A 17,383-nucleotide genomic window follows, 5' to 3' on the forward strand; every position below is an offset into this window, starting at 1 on the left:
CGCATCCTTACACTATGGGAGCGTTTAGCAACAGAAGGAGTACGCGTGCAGCCACGGCTGAGTGTTGTCGTCCCCGTCTACAACGTCGAGCTGTACCTCGACGAGTGCCTGGAGTCCCTGGCGGCCCAGACCTTCACGGACTTCGAAGTGGTCATGGTCGACGACGGCTCGACGGACGGCAGCGCGGCCATCGCCGGGGCCTTCGCGGCGGCCGACCCGAGGTTCCGGCTGATATCCCAGGAGAACAAGGGTCTGGGCGCGGCACGCAACACCGGCGTGCGGGAGATGTCCCCGCACAGCGAGTACCTCGCCTTCGTGGACAGTGACGACACGCTGCCCGCCACCGCGTACGCACTGATGATCGAGACGCTGGACGAGACCGGGTCGGACTTCGCGGCGGGCAACGTCACCCGCTTCCGCTCCGCCGGGTACGTCCAGTCGCCCGTGCACCGCGTGCCCTTCGCGACGACCAGGCTGCGTACGCACGTCTCGAAGTTCCGCCCACTGCTGACCGACCGCACCGCGTGGAACAAGGTCTACCGCCGCTCCTTCTGGGAGCGGCACCAGCTCGCGTACCCGGAGGCCATGCTCTACGAGGACGCCCCCGTCAGCGTCCCCGCGCACTACCTCGCGGACTCCGTGGACGTCCTCAGCGAGCCGATCTACAACTGGCGCGAGCGGGAGATCGGCGAGCGCTCCATCACGCAGAACCGCACCAATCCGCAGGGGCTGATCGACCGTGTGAGGTCGATCCGCATGGTCCGCGAGTTCCTGCTCGCACGCGTCGCCGACGACCCGATGTACGCCGAGCACCTGCGCGTCTACGACCACAACGCGCTCGCCGAGGAGATCCCCCTCTTCTGGCGGGTCCTGCCGGGCTCCGACGCCGCGTACCAGGAGGCGTTCCTTGAGCACGTGGGCCGGCTCGTCCGCGAGATCGGGCAGGACGCGGTGCGGGCGCTGCATGTACCGCACAAGCTGAAGCTGTATCTGACCGTGCACCGGCGCCTGGACGAGCTGATCGGCCAGCTGGAGTTCGAGAAGGAGCACCCCGGCTCGATCCCCGTGACCGGCACGCTGCACCCGAAGGCCGACTACCCCTTCCTGGACACGGCCGCCCCCGCGCCGGACGCTGTCCTGCGCCTCGACCCGGAGCTGCGGCTGCGCAGCCGCCTCGACGAGGCCGCCTGGCACGACGGCAAGCTGTGGCTGTCCGGCTGGGCGTTCGCCCGCCAGCTCGGCGCCGAGTCCCGGAGCAAGGCGCTCAAGTCGCTGATCCTGAAGGAGAAGGGCAGCCGCCGCACGGTGCTCGTGCCCGCCCGCAGCCACCTCGACCCGGAGGCCACGGTGGCCTCCGGCGCGGAGTTCCGGCACGCCGACTGGGCGGGCTTCGGGGCGCTCGTGAACCCCTCGCGGCTGCGGCGGCGCGGCAAGTGGGTCGACGGGCTCTGGTACGTACGGATCGCCGTGGCCGGCACGGGCGCGACGCCCCGGCGCGGGCCGCTGTACGGCGCGGGCACGGGCTCCGGTCAGACGCCTCCCGCGCACTGGGTCACCGAGGACGTCCGCGTCGCCCCCCAGATCCAGAACGGTGAGCTGGCCATCCGGGTGGAGACGGCGCACGCGCGTGCGCTCGAGGTCCGCGCCGACGGCCCCGGCCTTCTCGTACGCGGCGTCCTGCGCACGGCCCCCGGCGGCGAGGCCCGCCTGCGCATGCGCCACCGCGAGTCCGGCACGGTCCTGACGGTGCCGCTGGACCTCGACACCCCGAGGGAGGGCCGCGTCCCCTTCACGGCCAGGGTAGACACGGCGGCCCTGAGGGACGCCCGCGAGGACCACGAGCGGCTGCGCCCGACGCAGGCGGAACGGTCGATCGGGCGGTGGGACATGTCGGTGGAGATCGTCACCTCCTCTGGAGCCGAACCCACGTCGACCCGCCTAGCCCTGATCCTGGACGACCGAGAGGGATTCTCCGGCGCCCAGTTCCCCCACGCCGACCGCACGGTCTACGCCCGGCGCAGCCCGGGAGGCTACCTCCAGCTCTGCGACCAGCCGGTCCAGCCCTTGGTGGACCACATCTCCGTACAGCCCGACGGCACCGTCACCCTCACCGGCAGCTACCCGGCACCCGGCGCCCACGACCTCGCCCTCGTCCTCCGCCAGACCTGGTCGGGCCACGAGTACACGTTTCCGGCGAAGGCGGCCGACGGCCGGTTCGAGGCCCGCTTCGTCCCCGCCCCCACCCACCACCACGCGGGCCGGACCCCCCTGCGCGCCGGCTTCTGGTGGCCGTCCGTCCAGAAGCCGGACGGCACCCGCACCGCCGTCCAGCTCGCCCCGCCGGTCCACGCCCACCTCCCCCTGGAGGCCGCGGCGCACGGCAAGCGCGTGGAGCTCCAGGCCCGCCAGTACGACCAGCTGGCGCTGATGGCGCACTCCGAGCTGCGCCCCGACGAGCGCAGCCGCTACCGCCAGACCCGGCTGCGCACGGAGACCTACCCCGCCGCCCGTCACGAACCGCTGCGCGAGGCCGTCCTGTACGACGTCTTCGGCGGCCGCATGTACGGCGACTCCCCGCGCGCCATCCACGAGGAGATGGTCCGCCGAGGGCTGCCGGTCGAGCACCTGTGGGTCGTCAAGGACGGCCAGTGCGAGGTCCCCGGCACGGCGAAGGCGGTCCGCGTGCACAGCCCCGAGTACTACGAGGCGATGGCCCGCTCCCGCTACATCGTCGGCAACACGCACTTCCCGCGCTGGCTGGAGCGCCGCGAGGGCCAGCAGATCGTCCAGACCTGGCACGGCACCCCGCTGAAGCGGATCGGCTTCGACTTCGACAACGACCACTTCGCCAGCACGCAGTACCTGATGGACCTGGACCGCGAGCGCCACCAGTGGTCGATGCTGCTCTCCCCGAACCGGTTCAGCACGCCGATCATGCGCAGCGCCTTCCGGTTCGGCGGCGACGTGGACGGCGAACTCCTGGAGGCGGGCTACCCCCGCAACGACGTGCTGCTCGCCCCCGACCGCGCCGAGCGTGCCGCGAAGGTGCGCCGCGCCCTCGGCCTTCCCGAGGGCAAGAAGGTCGTCCTGTACGCGCCGACCTGGCGCGAGGACAAGCAGCGCCACCGCGGCGGTTTCCTGCTCGACCTGCGCGTCGACCTGGAGAAGGCGCGGCACGAACTGGGCGACGACCACGTCCTGCTGGTCCGCCCGCACGCGCACATCGTGGAGCCGGTGCCGGGCGCGGGCGACGGCTTCGTGTGGGACGTCGCGAGCTACCCCGACATCATGGACCTGCTCCTGATCGCCGACGTGCTGGTCACCGACTACTCCTCGGTGATGTTCGACTTCGCCGTGACGGGCCGTCCGATGCTGTTCTTCACGTACGACCTGGAGCACTACCGCGACCGGCTGCGCGGCTTCTACTTCGACTTCGAGAAGCGCGCGCCGGGACCGCTGGTGCCGACCTCCGACGAGCTGATCGCCGCGCTGCGCGACCTGGAGTCGGCGACCGGGCCGTACGCGAAGGCGTACGACGAGTTCCGCGCCGAGTTCTGCGACCTGGACGACGGGCGGGCCGCGAGCCGCGTGGTGGACCGGATGCTCGCCCACCGAGGGACGGCGACCGCATGAACACACAGGAGGGGAGCACCGCCGTGCCCGAGAAACAGAGCGAGGAACTGGGCGGGAAACAGAGCGAGGAAGTGAGCGACGCGACCGGCCCCGCGCTGAGCGTCATCGTCCACGGCCGCGACGTCCAGGGCCGCCTCGGCGCCGGCCTGGACGCCCTCGCCGCGCAGGCCTCCCCCGGCGTCGAGGTGGTCGTCGCCGCGGTGGGCGCCTCCGCGCGGGCCGCGGCCGAGGACCGGCCCGGCGTCACCGTCGTACCGCTGCCCGAGGGCACGAGCGACGCGGCGGCGCGGGCGGCGGGCGCAGAGCGGGCGGGCGGCCGGTGGCTGCACTTCGTGCACAGCAAGGACACCGTGCCGACGGGCGCGCCGCGCACGGTGGCGGACCGCGTGGCGGACCTCCCCGACGGCGTGGACGTCCTGCTGGTCGACCACGTCCGCTCGACGTGGCGGCACCAGGGGATGCCGAGCCCCGACGGCACATTCCTCGCCAAGCAGGGCCGCAAGGACCTGCCGCTCACGGACTGCCCCGACCTGCTGCGGGTCACGCCGCTGCTCGGCAACCGCGTGCTGCGGGCGGACTTCTGGCGGGCGCACGCCGGTCAACTGGCCGTGGCGGACGAGACGTTCGCCGCGTACGCCGCCCTGCTGCTCGCGGGCCGTATCGCCGCACTCGACCAAGTCGCCCTGAACGTCAACGAGTTGCGGGTGGAGAGCCTGCCCCCGGCCACCCCCGCAGACCGATTCGGGGTCATCGAGCGCTACGAGTCGCTGCTCGCCCTGGCCGCGGACCTGGGCCTCCCGGCGGCGCCCCGCACCGCGCTCTACGACGTGATGGTCGGCGACTGCCTGCGGGTCGTCGCCCGCGAGAAGCTGCCCGACCCCGTCCGCAGGGAGTTCTTCCACCGCGCCTCCAAGGCGGCCGTCGCATGGCGGCCCGAGGGATATCAGCGGCCGGGCGGCCTGGAGGGCGTACGGCGCCGCATCCTCGAAGAGGACGCGTACACGAAGTACCGCGCGTTCCAGACCGCCAACCAGCAGCGCCGCAAGCTCAGGTCGGCGGTCGTCTCGCGCAAGCACAAGGTGGGCGTGAAGGTCCGCGACCTGCGCTACCGCAGGGAACTGGAACGCCCCGTCGACCCCCACCTCGCGGTCTTCACGGCCTATTGGGACCGGGGCGTCGCCTGCAACCCGGCGGCCATCGCGGCGAAGCTCGCCGAACTCGCGCCGCACATCCACCCGGTGTGGGTCGTCTCGGCGGCGAACGCGCCGCTGCTGCCGCCCGGCACCGAGCACGTCGTGCCCGGCACGCGCCGCTACTGGGAGGTGATGGCCCGCGCCAAGTACCTGGTGAACAACGTCAACTTCCCCAACGCGGTCGTCAAGCGCCCCGACGCGATCCACCTCCAGACCCACCACGGCACCCCGCTCAAGCGCATGGGCCTGGACCAGCTCGACTACCCGGCGGCGGCCAAGGGCCTGAACTTCCACAGCCTGCTGGCGCGCGTCGACAAGTGGACCTACAGCGTCTCCGCGAACAGCCACTCCACGCAGATGTGGGAACGCGCGTATCCGTCACGCTACGAGTCCCTCGACTACGGCTATCCGCGCAACGACGTCTTCTACAGCGCGACGGCCGCCGACATCCGCGCGATCCGCGAGCGGCTCGGCATCGCGCCCGGCAGGCGGGCGATCCTCTACGCCCCGACCCACCGCGACTACGAGGCGGCCTGGACCCCGCGCCTGGACCTGGCGACGCTCGCCGACCGGCTCGGCGAGGACACGGTCCTGCTCGTGCGCGGCCACTACTTCTACGGCGGTACGGCCTCGCCGCTCGCGGGCCTGCGCAGGAGCGGCCGGATCATCGACGTCTCCTCCTACGACCCCGTGGAGGACCTCTCCCTCGCGGCGGACGCCCTGATCACGGACTACTCGTCGATCATGTTCGACTACGCCAACCTGGACCGCCCGATCGTCATCTACGCCGACGACTGGGAGACGTACGCCACGACGCGCGGCGTGTACTTCGACCTGATGACCGAGGCCCCGGGGCCCGTGGCACGCACGCAGGAGGAACTGACGGAGGTCCTCACCTCCGAGGCGTGGCGCGACAGCGCGTCGGCCAAGGCGCGCAAGGCGTTCCGCGAGCGCTTCTGCGAGTACGACGACGGGCGGGCCGCCGAGCGGGTCGTACGCCGCGTCTTCCTCGGCGAGAGCGAGGAGTCCCTGCCGCCGGTGACCCCGGTCGACGAGCGCACGCCGGCCCCGACGCCCGAGGAGGCGACGACCCGATGACGCGGATACCTGACGTGACGGTCACGGTGATCGTCTACAACGACGCGGAGCGGCTGCCGCGCGCGGTGGCGTCCCTGCGCCGCCAGACGCACGAGAACATCGAGATCGTCATCAGCGACGACCACTCCACGGACAACACCCCGGCGGTCGCACGCCAGTTGGCGGCGGAGGACGACCGCATCACGTACCTGCGCCTCCCGGAGAACAGCGGCGGATGCAGCGCGCCGCGCAACCGGGCGCTGGACATCGCGCGCGCCCCGTACCTGATGTTCCTGGACAGCGACGACGAACTCCCGGAGCGGGCGGTCGAGTTGCTGCTGGCGGCGCACCGCGAACGGGAAGTGGACTTCACGATGGGCGCGGTGGAGCGGATCCGCGTCGACACGGGCCGCACCTCGACGTGGATGCCGCACCTGGTGGCGGAGCGCCGCACGGTGGAGGGCATCGAGGCGGAACCGTCACTGTTCTTCGAACACCTCTCGACGAGCAAGATGTACCGCCGCGAGTTCCTGGACCGCAACGCCCTCCGCTTCCCGGAGGGCATCCACTACGAGGACCAGCTGTTCTCGGCGCAGGCGTACTGCCTGGCGAAGTCCTTCACGGTGATCCCGGACCCGGTCTACCGCTGGTACATAGCCCCCTACGAGGCGGCGGAGTCGGCGTCGATCTCGAACCAGCGCCACAAGCTGTCGAACGTACGGGACCGGATCCACGTCCAGCGTCTGATCGACGACTTCCTCGTCACCAGCGGTCACGCGGCCGTCCGGGAGGCCAAGGACTACAAGTTCCTGAAACACGACTTCCGGATGTACGCGGGTGATCTGCCCTTCCGTGACGAGGAGTGGCTGACGGGCTTCGCGGACATCGTGAACCCGTATCTGGCGGAACTGTCCCCCGGCGCGTACGCCCGCCTCCCCCGAGCCGAACGGGTGGTCCTCCAACTGGTCCGGGACAACCGCCTGCCGGAGGCACAGCTGGCGGCGCGGGGCCTGGGCCACGGGGTGGCGCCGCGCGAGACGTCGATGGACGCGGAGGGCCGTGTCTACTGGGGCGGGCGCCTCCCGGAAACGGAACGGTCCCGCGCCGAACTGGACCTCACCGACCAGGGCCTGGACTCCCGCCCGTTCCCGAGCGCGCAGTTCCGCCACGAGATCACCCGCGTCGAACGCGGCCCTGGCGCCACGGTCGACCTCACGATCCGCACGTACGACCCGGGCCTGCGCCTCCCTGTGGGCCCTCAGGTGGCCACCCTCCTCCTGGCCCCGGGCCACCGCCGCATGAAGACCCCGTTCCGCCTGGACCCGGTCCGCCCCGGCGTCTTCGAGGGCAGGGCCCACCTGGACCTGACCCTGGCCCCCCTCCCCCTCAACGGCTTCGAGGGCACCCGCCACCCGGTCCTCCAACTGACGTCGGGCCCCCTGCGCAACACGTCCCTGCTCCTGGCCCCGCTCGCCTTCCCGACCTTGAGGGCCCGGATCGACTACCGGGGCGGCGCACTCCCCCACGAGGTGACGGTAGAACCGGAGGGCCGCGCCTCGGGCCGCCTCCAGCTCCGCTGGACCCCGGTGGGCGTGACGTCAAAGGTCATACGCCCGCTGGCGCGCAGGGCGGGGGCGAAGGCGGGGGCGCGGGTGCGGAGGGCGGCGGGGTTGGTGGCGAGTGTGGTGCGGTGAGGACGGGGGCCCGCTCCCCCGACGGGCGCCACACGCATGGCGCCGCCTCTTCCCCACCCACCACCCCCCGCCCGCCCTGCCCAGCCGTCACACCCCCAGTCGCCGCCCACCCCGGTCAGCCAGGAGCAGTGCGAGCGGCCCGGCAGGGAGGAGGAACCGCCCTTCGGTGGCGGCGTCAAGCGCGTCGGTCATGGTCCACCAGGACAGCTTGAAGTCCCGCTCCGACGGCGTCAGTTCCTGCGGCCCCAAGGACAACCCCCGGGCCTCGAAGAGGTGCACGCGGGCAGTTGACCCCAGGGTGATGGCGTACGTGCCCAGAGGGCACAACTGGGCGGCGATGACCCCGGCCTCCTCACGCAGTTCCCGCCGCGCGCAATCCTCCGGGCTCTCCCTTTCCTCCCGCCTGCCGCCGGGCAGGAACAGGTACTGGCCGCCGTGACGAGGAAAGTCGGCGCTCAGCAGTGCAACCAGCCCTTCGTCGTCACGGGCCACCACCACCGCTGCGTCGCGGGCCGGCCCGCGTCCGGGAACGTCGTCGCTCATGGCGCGCGAGCATAGCGGCGGGCTTCACCGGACCCAGGCGGCGAAGGGCACGTTCATCACGACGGGATGCACGATCCCCCGTCCGTGATAGCCCTCTTCTCCATACGCGTCACCGTGATCGGCGCACAGGATGATCAGCCACCGGCGCTGGTCGGTCAGGCTGGTGATCAGGCGCGCAAGGTGTTCGTCGACGTACGCGAGCGCGGCCTTTTGGGAAGCCACGGTATCGGTGCTCTCGCCCAGGTAGTGGCCGTGGGGCACGTGGGTGGCGGACACGTTGAGGAACAGGAACAGGGGCCCGGTTCGCGTGGCCTCGATACTCAACGCCCGTTCAACTTGGTGACGGGTGGAGTCCGGCTCGGCCGAGCTGAACTCAGGCCGCCAGTGGTCCTCGTCAAACATGTCCGGCAGCACACCGCCGAGCGGGGTTTCGCGGGAGAAGTAGGTGACGCCGCCGACGCACGCAGTCCGGTAGCCGTACTGAGCAAGGCCGGTGAGGAGGTTTGGGGCATCGAACACGAAGGTCCGTGGCGGGACCACCTTGAACGCGGGCGGGCGGCATTCCCACAGGCGGGAAGGCTGTTCTGGTTGCGGAAGCTTGGGCAGAAAACCGGAGAAGAACGCCATGTGGGCCGGAAGAGTAAAGGTGCCGGGGGTCTGCCTGCGTTCCCAGCCGTCCCGGGGCAGGAGGGTGGCAAGGCGGGGTGTGAGGCTTTCGTCGTAGGCGGCACGAGCGACGTCGTAGCGCAGGGAGTCGAGAGTGATGAAAAGGATTCCGGTGCCCGAGCCGATGAGTTCCGCTGCGTCGATCACCGCTCGCCGCCCTCTGGCCTGTGGGACTCCACACGCCCCCTGGCCTTCTCGTTCACGGGGATAGGTACGCGGTCCTCGGCGATCATCCTGCGAATCTTCCCCAGTCCGGCTTCCTCCTCCAGCACTCGTCCCCACTGGTCGTACAGGAAGATACGGATGCTCACCACTCCGCCACGGCTGGTAGTGGTGACGAGGGCACCGGGCACCTGACCCAACTCCTTCATCGTGTGCAACAGCTCCCTCTCCTCGGCCGCATCGAGATCGACGACACGGCAGGCGTAATGCTGTGCGTTCACCGCGCCACGGCGCAGGCGGTGGTGGAAGGCCTCGCTGATGGCGTGTCCGTCGTGGGCGATCGCGATGCACTCCGCCTCGGTGGCGACCACCAGGCAGGCGCCGGTCCACCAGGCGACGCCCTGATGAATCTCACCCGGGAACCGGCCGCCGACGCCACCGTCCCGGATCCCGACAGCGGCATCGAAGGGGCTAGTCACGTGTGTGCTCCGTGTGGTCGAGGATCCAGTCGGCGAGTTCACCCGGTGTTTTGCCGTCGGTGTCCAGGACGACAGCGGTGGGGTCAGCGGCGGCCACCGAATCGAAGTTGTCCAGGAGGCGAGCGAGGCGGCCGGGCACGCTGAACAACTCGGCATCATCCGGCGTGAGCAGACTGCCGGTGGCCTTCGCCGTCATCCGGTCCCGCAGGGCCTGTTCGGAACAGCGGAGGTAGAAGGTGTGGTCCGGGGGCTCCAGGTAGGGGTGGAACGGCTCCAGAAGCCTTGCCACATCGGCTAACGGGACGCCGTGCACTGCGCTGTGGCAGCTGATCACTGAGGACACGTAGCGATCAGCTACGACGGGCCCGGCCGTCCGGAACCCGCGTACAGCGTCGGCGGCGTGCAGAACCCCGGACAGATAGAACGCGAACTGAGGCAGTGCGTTCAGGCGCTCGTTGACCTGCGAACTCCATGCCGAATGCGGATCGGAGAGAGTGTGCAGACTGGTGGCGCCCAGCCGCGCGGTCAGTACTTCGGCGAGTGTCGACTTGCCGATACCGGAAACTCCTTCGAGGACTACGAACATCTCCCGGATGCCGTCATAGGGGATCGGCTCGTAGGCGGACGGCAGGATCACAGCGTTCCTTCCGTGAAGGCGGTGGTGTGCCTGCCGATCGCCGCTGCCAGCCGGTCAGGGGCGGCCAGGAGCGGATTGAGGTCCAGGCGTAGGTCATCGCGGAGCAGGCAGGGCTGGAGTCCGCCTCCGTGGTCGATGCGCAGGGCCCAGAATCCCTCGACGCACTTGGCCCGCACGGGGCAGGTACCGCACTGGCCGACGTGGTGGCGGCCCAGGTTGCCGTGGATAACGTCGATCTCCACGCCCTCGACGCGGAAGACCCGCCGCCCCTGCCCGACACCCACGACCTCGGTGTGCTCGTCGCTGGTGAGCGTGCGCAGGTATGCGACGGTCTCGTCGGCCGGGACGGCGGAGGTGGCCCGCCCCTCATTGAAGGTGGTTCCGACCAGCTCGATGAACTGCACCGGCAAGCGCCGTTCCAGGGCGAAGTCGAGGACCGAGCGGACCTCATGTTCGTTCTCTTTGAGGAGCAGGCAGTTCAGTTCGACCCGCTCGAAAATTCCCCGGGCCGCTTCGATGCCGTCCAGCACGGCCGCGATGCCGAGGCGAGTACCGGCGATGGCATAGAGGGACTCGTCGGAGAAGTAGTGCAACGACACCTTGACCTTGTCCAGCGGAACGCGGCGGAGCCAGTCCCGGTTGGCGCGCACGCGCGTGCCGTTGGTGATCAGAGCGTACGAACCGTCGGGGCCGGCAGGCGGGAGCTGTTCCAGTACCTGCCGGGTCATGGGGGAGATCAGGGGTTCCCCGCCCGTGAACAGGACCCGTTTGAGACCGGCTTCCATCAGCGCGGTGACGATCGAGACGTAGTGGGCGGCGTTCAGGGCGCGTCCACGCGGTCGCTGTGTTCGGTCCGCCCTCGTGACGGGCGGCGGCACATCCCCTTCGTTGTGGCAGAACCAGCAAGCGACGTTGCACTGTGGTCCGAAGGAGACCCGTAACTGGCCACGGAGAGCGGCGTAGTTACGAAAAGCGGTCCAGTCGACCCCTTCGGGGGCCGCCGGGGTGCGGGCAAGTGAAGCGTTCACGTCTTCCCTTTCCGAAGAGGGCGGCGGCCCGTCCGCCGAGGTGATGGGGCGAGCAGGCCTGATCGGGGAAGTGCTCACCGGTAGTCGTCGATCGTCCGGCGGTCCTTCCGAAGCCTGGTGATCCGGAGGCCGTCGGGGTCGGCGGCGGGCCATTCCAGGCCGCCGGGGCCGCGCAGGATCAGTACGCCTCGGCGCACGTCGGTCACGATGGCCCGGCAGTCCGGCGCGTACTCCACCTCGTCCCCCACCGCCGGCCTCCGCCCAGCACTCACCGTGCTTCCTCGATCGCGTCCGGGGAGGTGGTCCACTCCAGCCCTCCGTTCTCTGGAGCAAGCCACACGACAGGCGGCGTCTCCGGAATGCTGATGACCGGGCGGAGAGCGCCCCTGTCCACGTCGGGGGCGAATGCGCGGAAGACGCCGACACGGTCGCCGTGCGCGTGGTCGATGACCTTCTGGCCGAGCAGCGGATGCGACCAGTGGCCCATACCGAGGGGCCGAGTGCGGGACTGGGTCATGGCGGATGGAACTCCCTGCTGTGTCAAGGGTGTTCGCACTGCTACGTTCAGTGACGATGCGGAAGAGCGTGCCGCCCGGCCGGACGCATCTCTACCGCCATCGCACCGTCACGTTTCCCGGCACCGGTGACGGGAGCCGTCATCGGACCGTCATCGGACCGTCGACTTCGGCCTGAACGGCAGAAATGACAAGTCGGCGGGCAGGCACAGGCCTACCGTCTGCTCAGGCGCACCTCGACGGGTTGGAGGTCACCATGCGCACCCTGCTCCAACTGCTCACCGCTCAACGGGACTGGCAGTCGTACCCCACGTTCAAGGCACAGTTCGAACGGTCGGCGCGGGAGCTGGCCGAGGTGGAGGGGACTCCGCACCTCGCCAACCTCGCCCCGTCGGAACGGACCTACGAGCGCTGGTACTTGGGCGAGTCGAAGCCGGTCCCTGACGCCCGCCGCGTCCTGGCCCACATGTTCGGCCACCCCATCAGCGAACTCCTGGCGCCCCCGGTCGCGGGAATTCACCACCCGGTGGCGGCATCTCAGGTGCGCGGGCCGGTAGTTACGGATCACTTCACGCCGAACGCGAATGTCCAGGAAATGGGAAGGCAGGCAGCAATGGCGGCGAGCAGGGCACTGCGGTACGCGGTAATGGCAGAGACCAACTCGATCGGCCCGGAGACCTTTGGTCATATTCGGGACGAGGTAACGCGGATCGGCGCGGCGTATCCTCGCGTGGCTCTGCACGAAATCCTCGCCGACCTCACCGAGGTTCATGACCTGATTTTCCGGCTCCTGGAGTCCGGTCGGGCCACTCCGGCGCAAGGAGTCGACCTCCAACTGTTGGCTTCCATGGCCTGTGGCATGCTCGCCAAGGCCTCCCACGACCTCGCCGACTCCAAGTCGGCCATGATGCAGGCCCGCGCCGCCTACGTGTGTGCCGACCAAGCCGGGCACAACGGCATGCGTGCCTGGGTCCGAGGACTCCAATCCCTCATCGCCTATTGGGCTGGGCGCCCTGCCGACGCCGCCGCATACGCGGCCCGTGGCACCTCCGCCCTTGCCGCTCCCACCGGCACTGTCGGGGTGTGGCTCGCCGCTCTGGAAGCCCGGGCCCATGCACTTCTCGGCGACTCCGAGGGCGTCCGGGCAGCCGTCGTCCGAAGCAGCGACGCCCGAGAGACTGCGATCCGCGACGACCTTGACGGCATCGGTGGAATCCTCACCTTTCCTCAGCCTCGCCAGGCGTACTACGTCGCCGAAGCCCATGTTCTCCTCGGCGGCAGTGGCGCGGAGGCGGAGCGGTCGGCAGAAGAAGCAGTGCGGGCCTACGCCTCCGCTCCCGTCGATGAGTGGGGGTTCGGTGACATGGCAGGCGCCCACACCAACCTCGCCCTCGCCCGCATCATCCGCAGCGACCTCGAAGGTGCCGCCGAAGCCGTCCGCCCCGTCCTCGACCTGCCCCCGGCACAGCACAACCACGGAATCGTCGTATCCGCCCGCCGCGTCCACGACGCCCTCACTGCGAGTCCCCTGCGCGCGGAAAGTGAGGCCCGGGATCTCCGTGCCCAACTGGAGCTGTTCACCTCGACTCCGACCCCCGCGCTGCCCAGGTAAGGTCCCGCCCATGTATCCGGTCGAGCACAGCAGCGCCCGCCTAGTCCTACGGGAGATCGGCATCGATGACGTGGACGCGGTGCACGCCATCTACGGCGACCCGGAGGCGACCGCACATCTGTCGTTCGAACCCCGCACCCGCGACCAAGTAGGCCAGATCATCGCCCGCTCCATGGTCTCCGCCACCACCGAGCCCCGGGACGAATACTGCCTCGCCATCACCGAGCGCGAGAGCAGTCGGCTGATCGGCTACGCCCGCCTCGCCCTCGACCCGCACCAGCCGAAAGCGGCCACGATGGGCGGCGCCCTCCACCCCTCCGTCTGGAGGCTCGGCTACGGTACGGAAACCGTGGGTATCCTCCTGGGCCTCGCCTTCGACGACCTGGGCCTGCACCGCGTATGGGCAGCCCGCGCCCCCTTGAACACCGCCTCGCACAAGACGCTGCTCCGCGCCGGATTGCAGGAGGAGGGACGGATCAGGCAGCACGTCCTCGTGCACGGCGCGTGGCGGGACTCCATCACCTACTCGATCCTTGAGGATGAATGGAAGGGCGCCGCAGACGGGGGGCGCTGAAGGCACCCGCCGCCCCGGCAAGTGCGGCAGAACGCCGGTTCAGCTCAGTTCCAGCACACCCACCGTTTGGTCTCCGCTGGTCTCTCCGGTCGGGCGGAAGCCGAGTGTCAGATAGAAGCCCTCCGGGCCATCCGCTCCGGGATGCCACGTGGTCGTCAGCCGCGTGCCTCCTCGGCGCCGGATCTCGTTGGCAACGGACTGCACTGCGAAGCGTCCGCAGCCTCGGCCCTGCTTTCCATCGGCGATGTTGAGACGCCAGAGCCCGGAGCGGAAGTCGGTGCCCTTGCCGGTCCAGTCGATGTCGAAGAAGGCCATGAGGAACCCGACGACCTCGTCGTCGTCGCAGATGAGCCGGGGCCATGCGATGCCGGGATGGACGTATGCCTCGGCGAGTGACTTCACCACGGGAGCCACCAGGTGTTCCTGGTCGGGGCGGACTCTCAGGTCGACAGCGCTCTCGAAGTTGTCAGGAGTGATCTCTTGCAGGTGCAGCGAAGTTGGCATGTCCGCACTCTAAGTAGGTGCTGCAAGTGATTTCCGGAGCGTGCCGGCCATGATCAGCCGACAGACCGGTACTTCTTGGCCCAGTCGTCGGTGCGTGGGCGTACCGCCCCCGGGGGCCGGGCCCGGCGCGCAGGCCGGGATCAGCCCACCACCTCGTACAACACCTGCCCCCTCGGCCCCTCCCCCGCCACCCGCAGCGCGGGATCCCCGAGACGCAGGCCCCCGTCCCCCGGGTACGCGACGACCCACCGCACCCCGTACCGGTGCAGGATGCCGAGGCGTTCCGTGCGCGGGGTCGCGGGGGCGAAATAGGCGCGTACCGCCTCCACCCGCGCCTCCTGGTCCGGCAGGAAGAAGTCCGGGTAGCCGGGAGCCACCGTGTAGGGCCCGTACGCCGGAATCTGGCGGGACGGGAAGGTCTTCGCCATGACGACATCGCCGTGGCGGACCCGCGGGGCCAGCCAGTCGTAGCCCGTCCAGGGCGCCCTGTACTTGGCGGCCAGCGGTGCGGGCAGAGCGGAACGCGGCACCACGTACCCGAGCGTTCCCGCCTGTGTCCACGCGCCCAGCAGCAGAGCCACGCCCAGCAGTCCGCCGAAGGCCCGGCGTGCGGCGCCCGGCTCGAAGGCCTCCAGCGCCGCCGCCACCTGGGCGGGGATGAGGGCCGCGGGCAGCACCCTGCCCCACGAGTAGTGGCCGCTCACGCCGCCCACCACGAACATCGCCGCGCCGAGCGCGAAGAAGAGGGCCAACGGATCCCGGCGGTCCCTGCGCAGACGGGCCGCCAACGCCGCCACGCCCAGCAGCGCCAGCGCGAAGTGCGGCAGCAGGCCCCGGTACAGCGAGCGGTGTATCTCCTCCAGGCCGCCGACGCCGAGGAGGCCGAAGAAGGAGTAGTACGGCCATGCCGCCAGCACCCCCAGTCCGAACGCCAGGCCCCCGGCCAGGCGCAGCAGCACCACCCGCGCCGGCCACGGCCGCGCCCCCAAGACCATCGCGAGGGCGCCGAAGGACGCGACGACTCCCGTGAACTGGTGGGACAGGAGGATCACGGACCACAGCGCCCCCAGGCCGAGGAAGACGAGCCACCCTCCGCCCCCCAGGGACTTCCGCACCAGCGCCCAGAAGTGGAAGGAGAGGCCGAGCGCGAACGTACTCGGATACGAGATCGTCAGCGCGAGCGAGTTGAGGCCGAGGAACCCGCTCCAGTTGAAAAGGCCCGGGCCCCAGAGCAGCAGCAGGCAGAGCAGGGCCAGCGGCGTCACCCCGCGACGCGTACTGAACGTACGTACGAAGTGTCGTACGCCCGTCACCAGCAGGCCGAGCCCGATTAGCGCGGCCACCCGCAGCACCACGAACGCGCCGAGTCCGGTCACCTTGGCCAGGCAGGCAAGGAGCAGCATCCACGGGGAGTAATAGGGGCTCGGGGTATCGGCGTCGACCAGCGGATTGCCGGGGTTCAGGAGGTCACCGCGCAGGCGTTCGATCGTCGCCGCGTGGATGCCGAGGTCGCCCGCCCAGGGCAGGCGGACGATCACCAGGAGGAGCAGGAGGAGCAGCAGGAGGAGCAGGCCGAGCAGGGGCAGTACGACGGCGTACGGGGCGAGAACTCGCGGTGCCCGTATGACGCCCTTAGAGGCGGCGCGCATCGTGCTGGAAGACCCACGTCCGGTAGACCAGGAAACGGAACGCCGAGGCCAGGACGATCGACAGCGCCTTGGCGATGTTCGAGCCGAGCGGCCCGCTCATGTCCGCGCCGTGGTACGCCGCGTAGAACAGGATGCTCTCCATCGCCACGCCGATGCCGCTGAAGACGAAGAAGAGGGCGATCTGCCGCTTGGTGCGCGAGGCGCGGTCCCGGTAGGCGAAGAAGCGGAAGCCGAGGTAGTTGGTGCCCATGGCCACACAGCTGGCCAGGACCGTCGCCGTCATGGGGCGCGAACCGAGGCCGTGCAGGAGGAGGTTGAAGACGACGAGGTTGACGGCGACACCACTGCCGCCGACCAGGCCGAACTTCACGAGTTCCAGGGACAGCCTGCGCAGGCGGGCGAAAGGCGGCGCGGGCGCGGCCACCAGTGCGGGTTCCGGTGCCGGTGCGGGTACGGCCGCGGACACGGGTACGGACGCGGACTCGCCGGCCGGCGCCTCCCGCAGCGCGGGCCCCGTCATCCGCGCACCCCCGCGCCCGGCCGCGAGGCTCTCGCCCCGAGCCGCAGCTTCCACGGCATGACGATCGACTCCAGCTGCACCATCAGGTTCATCTTCGACTCGCCGACCGTGCGGTCCTCGAAGTGGATCGGCACCTCCATGACGCCGAAGCCGCGCCGCAGCGCCCGGTACTTCATCTCGACCTGGAAGCTGTAGCCCGCGCTGTCCACGGAGGCCAGGTCGATGGCGCGCAGGGCGTCCGCGCGCCAGATGTTGAAGCCGCCGGTGATGTCACGGACGCGCGTGCCGAGGATGGTGCCCGCGTACGCGTTGGCCCAGCGGGAGAGCAGCTTGCGGTGGGCGCCCCAGGCGTCGGAGAGCGTGCCGCCCTGCACGTACCGGCTGCCGATGACGACGCCCGCGTCGGTGGCGAGAGCGACGCCCAGCAGCTCGGCGGCCTTCGCCACGGGGTGGCTGCCGTCGGCGTCCATCTGGAGGACGTACTCCGCGCCCTCGGCGACGGCCCGCGTCATCCCTGCCGCGTAGGCCCGGCCGAGGCCGTCCTTCTCGGTGCGGTGCAGGACGCTCATCCGGGCACTGCCGTACCGTTCCGCGAAACGCTCGGCGATCTCGCCGGTGCCGTCGGGGCTGGAGTCGTCGACGACGAGGAGCCGCAGGCCGGACAGCGGGAGCGCCATCAGGGCCTCGGCCATGCCGGGCAGGTTCCCCGCTTCGTTGTACGTCGGCATCACGACGGTCAGCGGAGTGGCGGCCCAGGTTTCGGGCAGTCTCGCGGCGAGGCCGTCGGAGAGGTTCTCGGGGGTGTTCACAGTCACGGCTGGGGCCCTTCGGTGGTCCGCGGTCGATGGGTGGTCCGGTTCCCTGGGCTGTGGATCTCGTACCTCCGTCAGACAATCT

16 protein-coding genes are annotated in these 17,383 nt (G+C 70.2%); 5 read left to right on the top strand and 11 right to left on the bottom strand.

Annotation, left to right across the window (positions count from 1 at the left end; translation table 11 throughout):
* Positions 1-45: 45 nt before the first annotated feature.
* The 3 genes from CP975_RS13490 to CP975_RS13500 are packed head-to-tail and all read left to right on the top strand — an operon-like array spanning position 46 to position 7,597.
* Complete coding sequence (locus tag CP975_RS13490; RefSeq protein ID WP_150476909.1) at positions 46-3,633, top strand: bifunctional glycosyltransferase/CDP-glycerol:glycerophosphate glycerophosphotransferase; 3,588 nt, start codon at positions 46-48, stop codon at positions 3,631-3,633.
* Positions 3,630-5,924: a CDP-glycerol glycerophosphotransferase family protein gene (locus CP975_RS13495; protein WP_150476910.1), complete on the top strand. Its 2,295-nt coding sequence runs from the start codon at positions 3,630-3,632 to the stop codon at positions 5,922-5,924. Before CP975_RS13490 ends, CP975_RS13495 begins: the two co-directional genes overlap by 4 nt.
* Positions 5,921-7,597: a glycosyltransferase family 2 protein gene (locus CP975_RS13500; protein ID WP_150476911.1), complete on the top strand. Its 1,677-nt coding sequence runs from the start codon at positions 5,921-5,923 to the stop codon at positions 7,595-7,597. Before CP975_RS13495 ends, CP975_RS13500 begins: the two co-directional genes overlap by 4 nt.
* Positions 7,598-7,684: 87 nt before the next feature.
* Here the strand turns inward: CP975_RS13500 and CP975_RS13505 are convergent, their stop codons facing one another.
* The 7 genes from CP975_RS13505 to CP975_RS13535 form a co-directional block, all read right to left on the bottom strand.
* Positions 7,685-8,140 carry an NUDIX hydrolase gene (locus tag CP975_RS13505; RefSeq protein ID WP_150476912.1) on the bottom strand — a complete coding sequence of 152 codons (456 nt, stop codon included), beginning with the start codon at positions 8,138-8,140 and terminating at the stop codon, positions 7,685-7,687.
* A gap of 24 nt (positions 8,141-8,164) precedes the next feature.
* The gene (locus CP975_RS13510) at positions 8,165-8,953 is read right to left on the bottom strand and encodes an STM4013/SEN3800 family hydrolase (RefSeq protein ID WP_055528141.1); all 789 of its coding nucleotides are present in this window, start codon (positions 8,951-8,953) and stop codon (positions 8,165-8,167) included.
* Positions 8,950-9,447: a hypothetical protein gene (locus tag CP975_RS13515; protein ID WP_055528142.1), complete on the bottom strand. Its 498-nt coding sequence runs from the start codon at positions 9,445-9,447 to the stop codon at positions 8,950-8,952. The genes CP975_RS13510 and CP975_RS13515 overlap by 4 nt, the downstream gene beginning before the upstream one ends.
* Positions 9,440-10,084 carry a thymidylate kinase gene (locus tag CP975_RS13520; protein ID WP_246201496.1) on the bottom strand — a complete coding sequence of 215 codons (645 nt, stop codon included), beginning with the start codon at positions 10,082-10,084 and terminating at the stop codon, positions 9,440-9,442. The genes CP975_RS13515 and CP975_RS13520 overlap by 8 nt, the downstream gene beginning before the upstream one ends.
* A complete protein-coding gene (locus CP975_RS13525) occupies positions 10,081-11,112 on the bottom strand; it encodes a radical SAM protein (protein ID WP_055528143.1) in 1,032 nt (343 codons plus the stop codon). The genes CP975_RS13520 and CP975_RS13525 overlap by 4 nt, the downstream gene beginning before the upstream one ends.
* A 74-nt stretch (positions 11,113-11,186) precedes the next feature.
* Positions 11,187-11,360: a hypothetical protein gene (locus CP975_RS13530; protein ID WP_246201497.1), complete on the bottom strand. Its 174-nt coding sequence runs from the start codon at positions 11,358-11,360 to the stop codon at positions 11,187-11,189.
* Between the two features lie 20 nt (positions 11,361-11,380).
* Complete coding sequence (locus tag CP975_RS13535; RefSeq protein WP_055528146.1) at positions 11,381-11,629, bottom strand: hypothetical protein; 249 nt, start codon at positions 11,627-11,629, stop codon at positions 11,381-11,383.
* Between the two features lie 254 nt (positions 11,630-11,883).
* Here CP975_RS13535 and CP975_RS13540 point away from each other — a divergent pair, with 254 nt between their 5' ends.
* Together CP975_RS13540 and CP975_RS13545 are read left to right on the top strand one after the other, a co-directional pair.
* Positions 11,884-13,239: an NsdA family TPR-like regulatory protein gene (locus CP975_RS13540; protein ID WP_199782897.1), complete on the top strand. Its 1,356-nt coding sequence runs from the start codon at positions 11,884-11,886 to the stop codon at positions 13,237-13,239.
* Positions 13,240-13,249: 10 nt separating this feature from the next.
* Complete coding sequence (locus CP975_RS13545) at positions 13,250-13,813, top strand: GNAT family N-acetyltransferase (RefSeq protein WP_055528147.1); 564 nt, start codon at positions 13,250-13,252, stop codon at positions 13,811-13,813.
* Between the two features lie 39 nt (positions 13,814-13,852).
* Here CP975_RS13545 and CP975_RS13550 read toward each other — a convergent pair whose 3' ends face one another.
* The 4 genes from CP975_RS13550 to CP975_RS13565 form a co-directional block, all read right to left on the bottom strand.
* Entirely contained in the window at positions 13,853-14,317 is a 465-nt protein-coding gene (locus tag CP975_RS13550; RefSeq protein WP_055528149.1) for a GNAT family N-acetyltransferase, read from the bottom strand.
* Between the two features lie 140 nt (positions 14,318-14,457).
* Positions 14,458-15,966 carry a hypothetical protein gene (locus tag CP975_RS13555; protein ID WP_246201498.1) on the bottom strand — a complete coding sequence of 503 codons (1,509 nt, stop codon included), beginning with the start codon at positions 15,964-15,966 and terminating at the stop codon, positions 14,458-14,460.
* A complete protein-coding gene (locus CP975_RS13560; RefSeq protein WP_150477880.1) occupies positions 15,950-16,486 on the bottom strand; it encodes a GtrA family protein in 537 nt (178 codons plus the stop codon). The genes CP975_RS13555 and CP975_RS13560 overlap by 17 nt, the downstream gene beginning before the upstream one ends.
* Positions 16,483-17,214, bottom strand: a complete 732-nt coding sequence (locus CP975_RS13565; RefSeq protein WP_055528157.1) for a polyprenol monophosphomannose synthase — start codon at positions 17,212-17,214, stop codon at positions 16,483-16,485. Before CP975_RS13565 ends, CP975_RS13560 begins: the two co-directional genes overlap by 4 nt.
* Between the last annotated feature and the right edge of the window lie 169 nt (positions 17,215-17,383).

The organism is Streptomyces alboniger, from assembly GCF_008704395.1.
Taxonomy (GTDB): Bacteria; Actinomycetota; Actinomycetes; order Streptomycetales; family Streptomycetaceae; genus Streptomyces; species Streptomyces alboniger.

Excerpts from the sequence above, each read along its gene's own strand:
- CP975_RS13540 (WP_199782897.1), top strand. The coding sequence starts at position 11,884 with ATGCGCACCCTGCTCCAACTGCTCACCGCTCAACGGGACTGGCAGTCG.
- CP975_RS13560 (WP_150477880.1), bottom strand. The coding sequence starts at position 16,486 with ATGACGGGGCCCGCGCTGCGGGAGGCGCCGGCCGGCGAGTCCGCGTCC.
- CP975_RS13495 (WP_150476910.1), top strand. The coding sequence starts at position 3,630 with ATGAACACACAGGAGGGGAGCACCGCCGTGCCCGAGAAACAGAGCGAG.
- CP975_RS13550 (WP_055528149.1), bottom strand. The coding sequence starts at position 14,317 with ATGCCAACTTCGCTGCACCTGCAAGAGATCACTCCTGACAACTTCGAG.
- CP975_RS13505 (WP_150476912.1), bottom strand. The coding sequence starts at position 8,140 with ATGAGCGACGACGTTCCCGGACGCGGGCCGGCCCGCGACGCAGCGGTG.
- CP975_RS13500 (WP_150476911.1), top strand. The coding sequence starts at position 5,921 with ATGACGCGGATACCTGACGTGACGGTCACGGTGATCGTCTACAACGAC.
- CP975_RS13535 (WP_055528146.1), bottom strand. The coding sequence starts at position 11,629 with ATGACCCAGTCCCGCACTCGGCCCCTCGGTATGGGCCACTGGTCGCAT.
- CP975_RS13555 (WP_246201498.1), bottom strand. The coding sequence starts at position 15,966 with ATGCGCGCCGCCTCTAAGGGCGTCATACGGGCACCGCGAGTTCTCGCC.
- CP975_RS13565 (WP_055528157.1), bottom strand. The coding sequence starts at position 17,214 with ATGCCGACGTACAACGAAGCGGGGAACCTGCCCGGCATGGCCGAGGCC.
- CP975_RS13545 (WP_055528147.1), top strand. The coding sequence starts at position 13,250 with ATGTATCCGGTCGAGCACAGCAGCGCCCGCCTAGTCCTACGGGAGATC.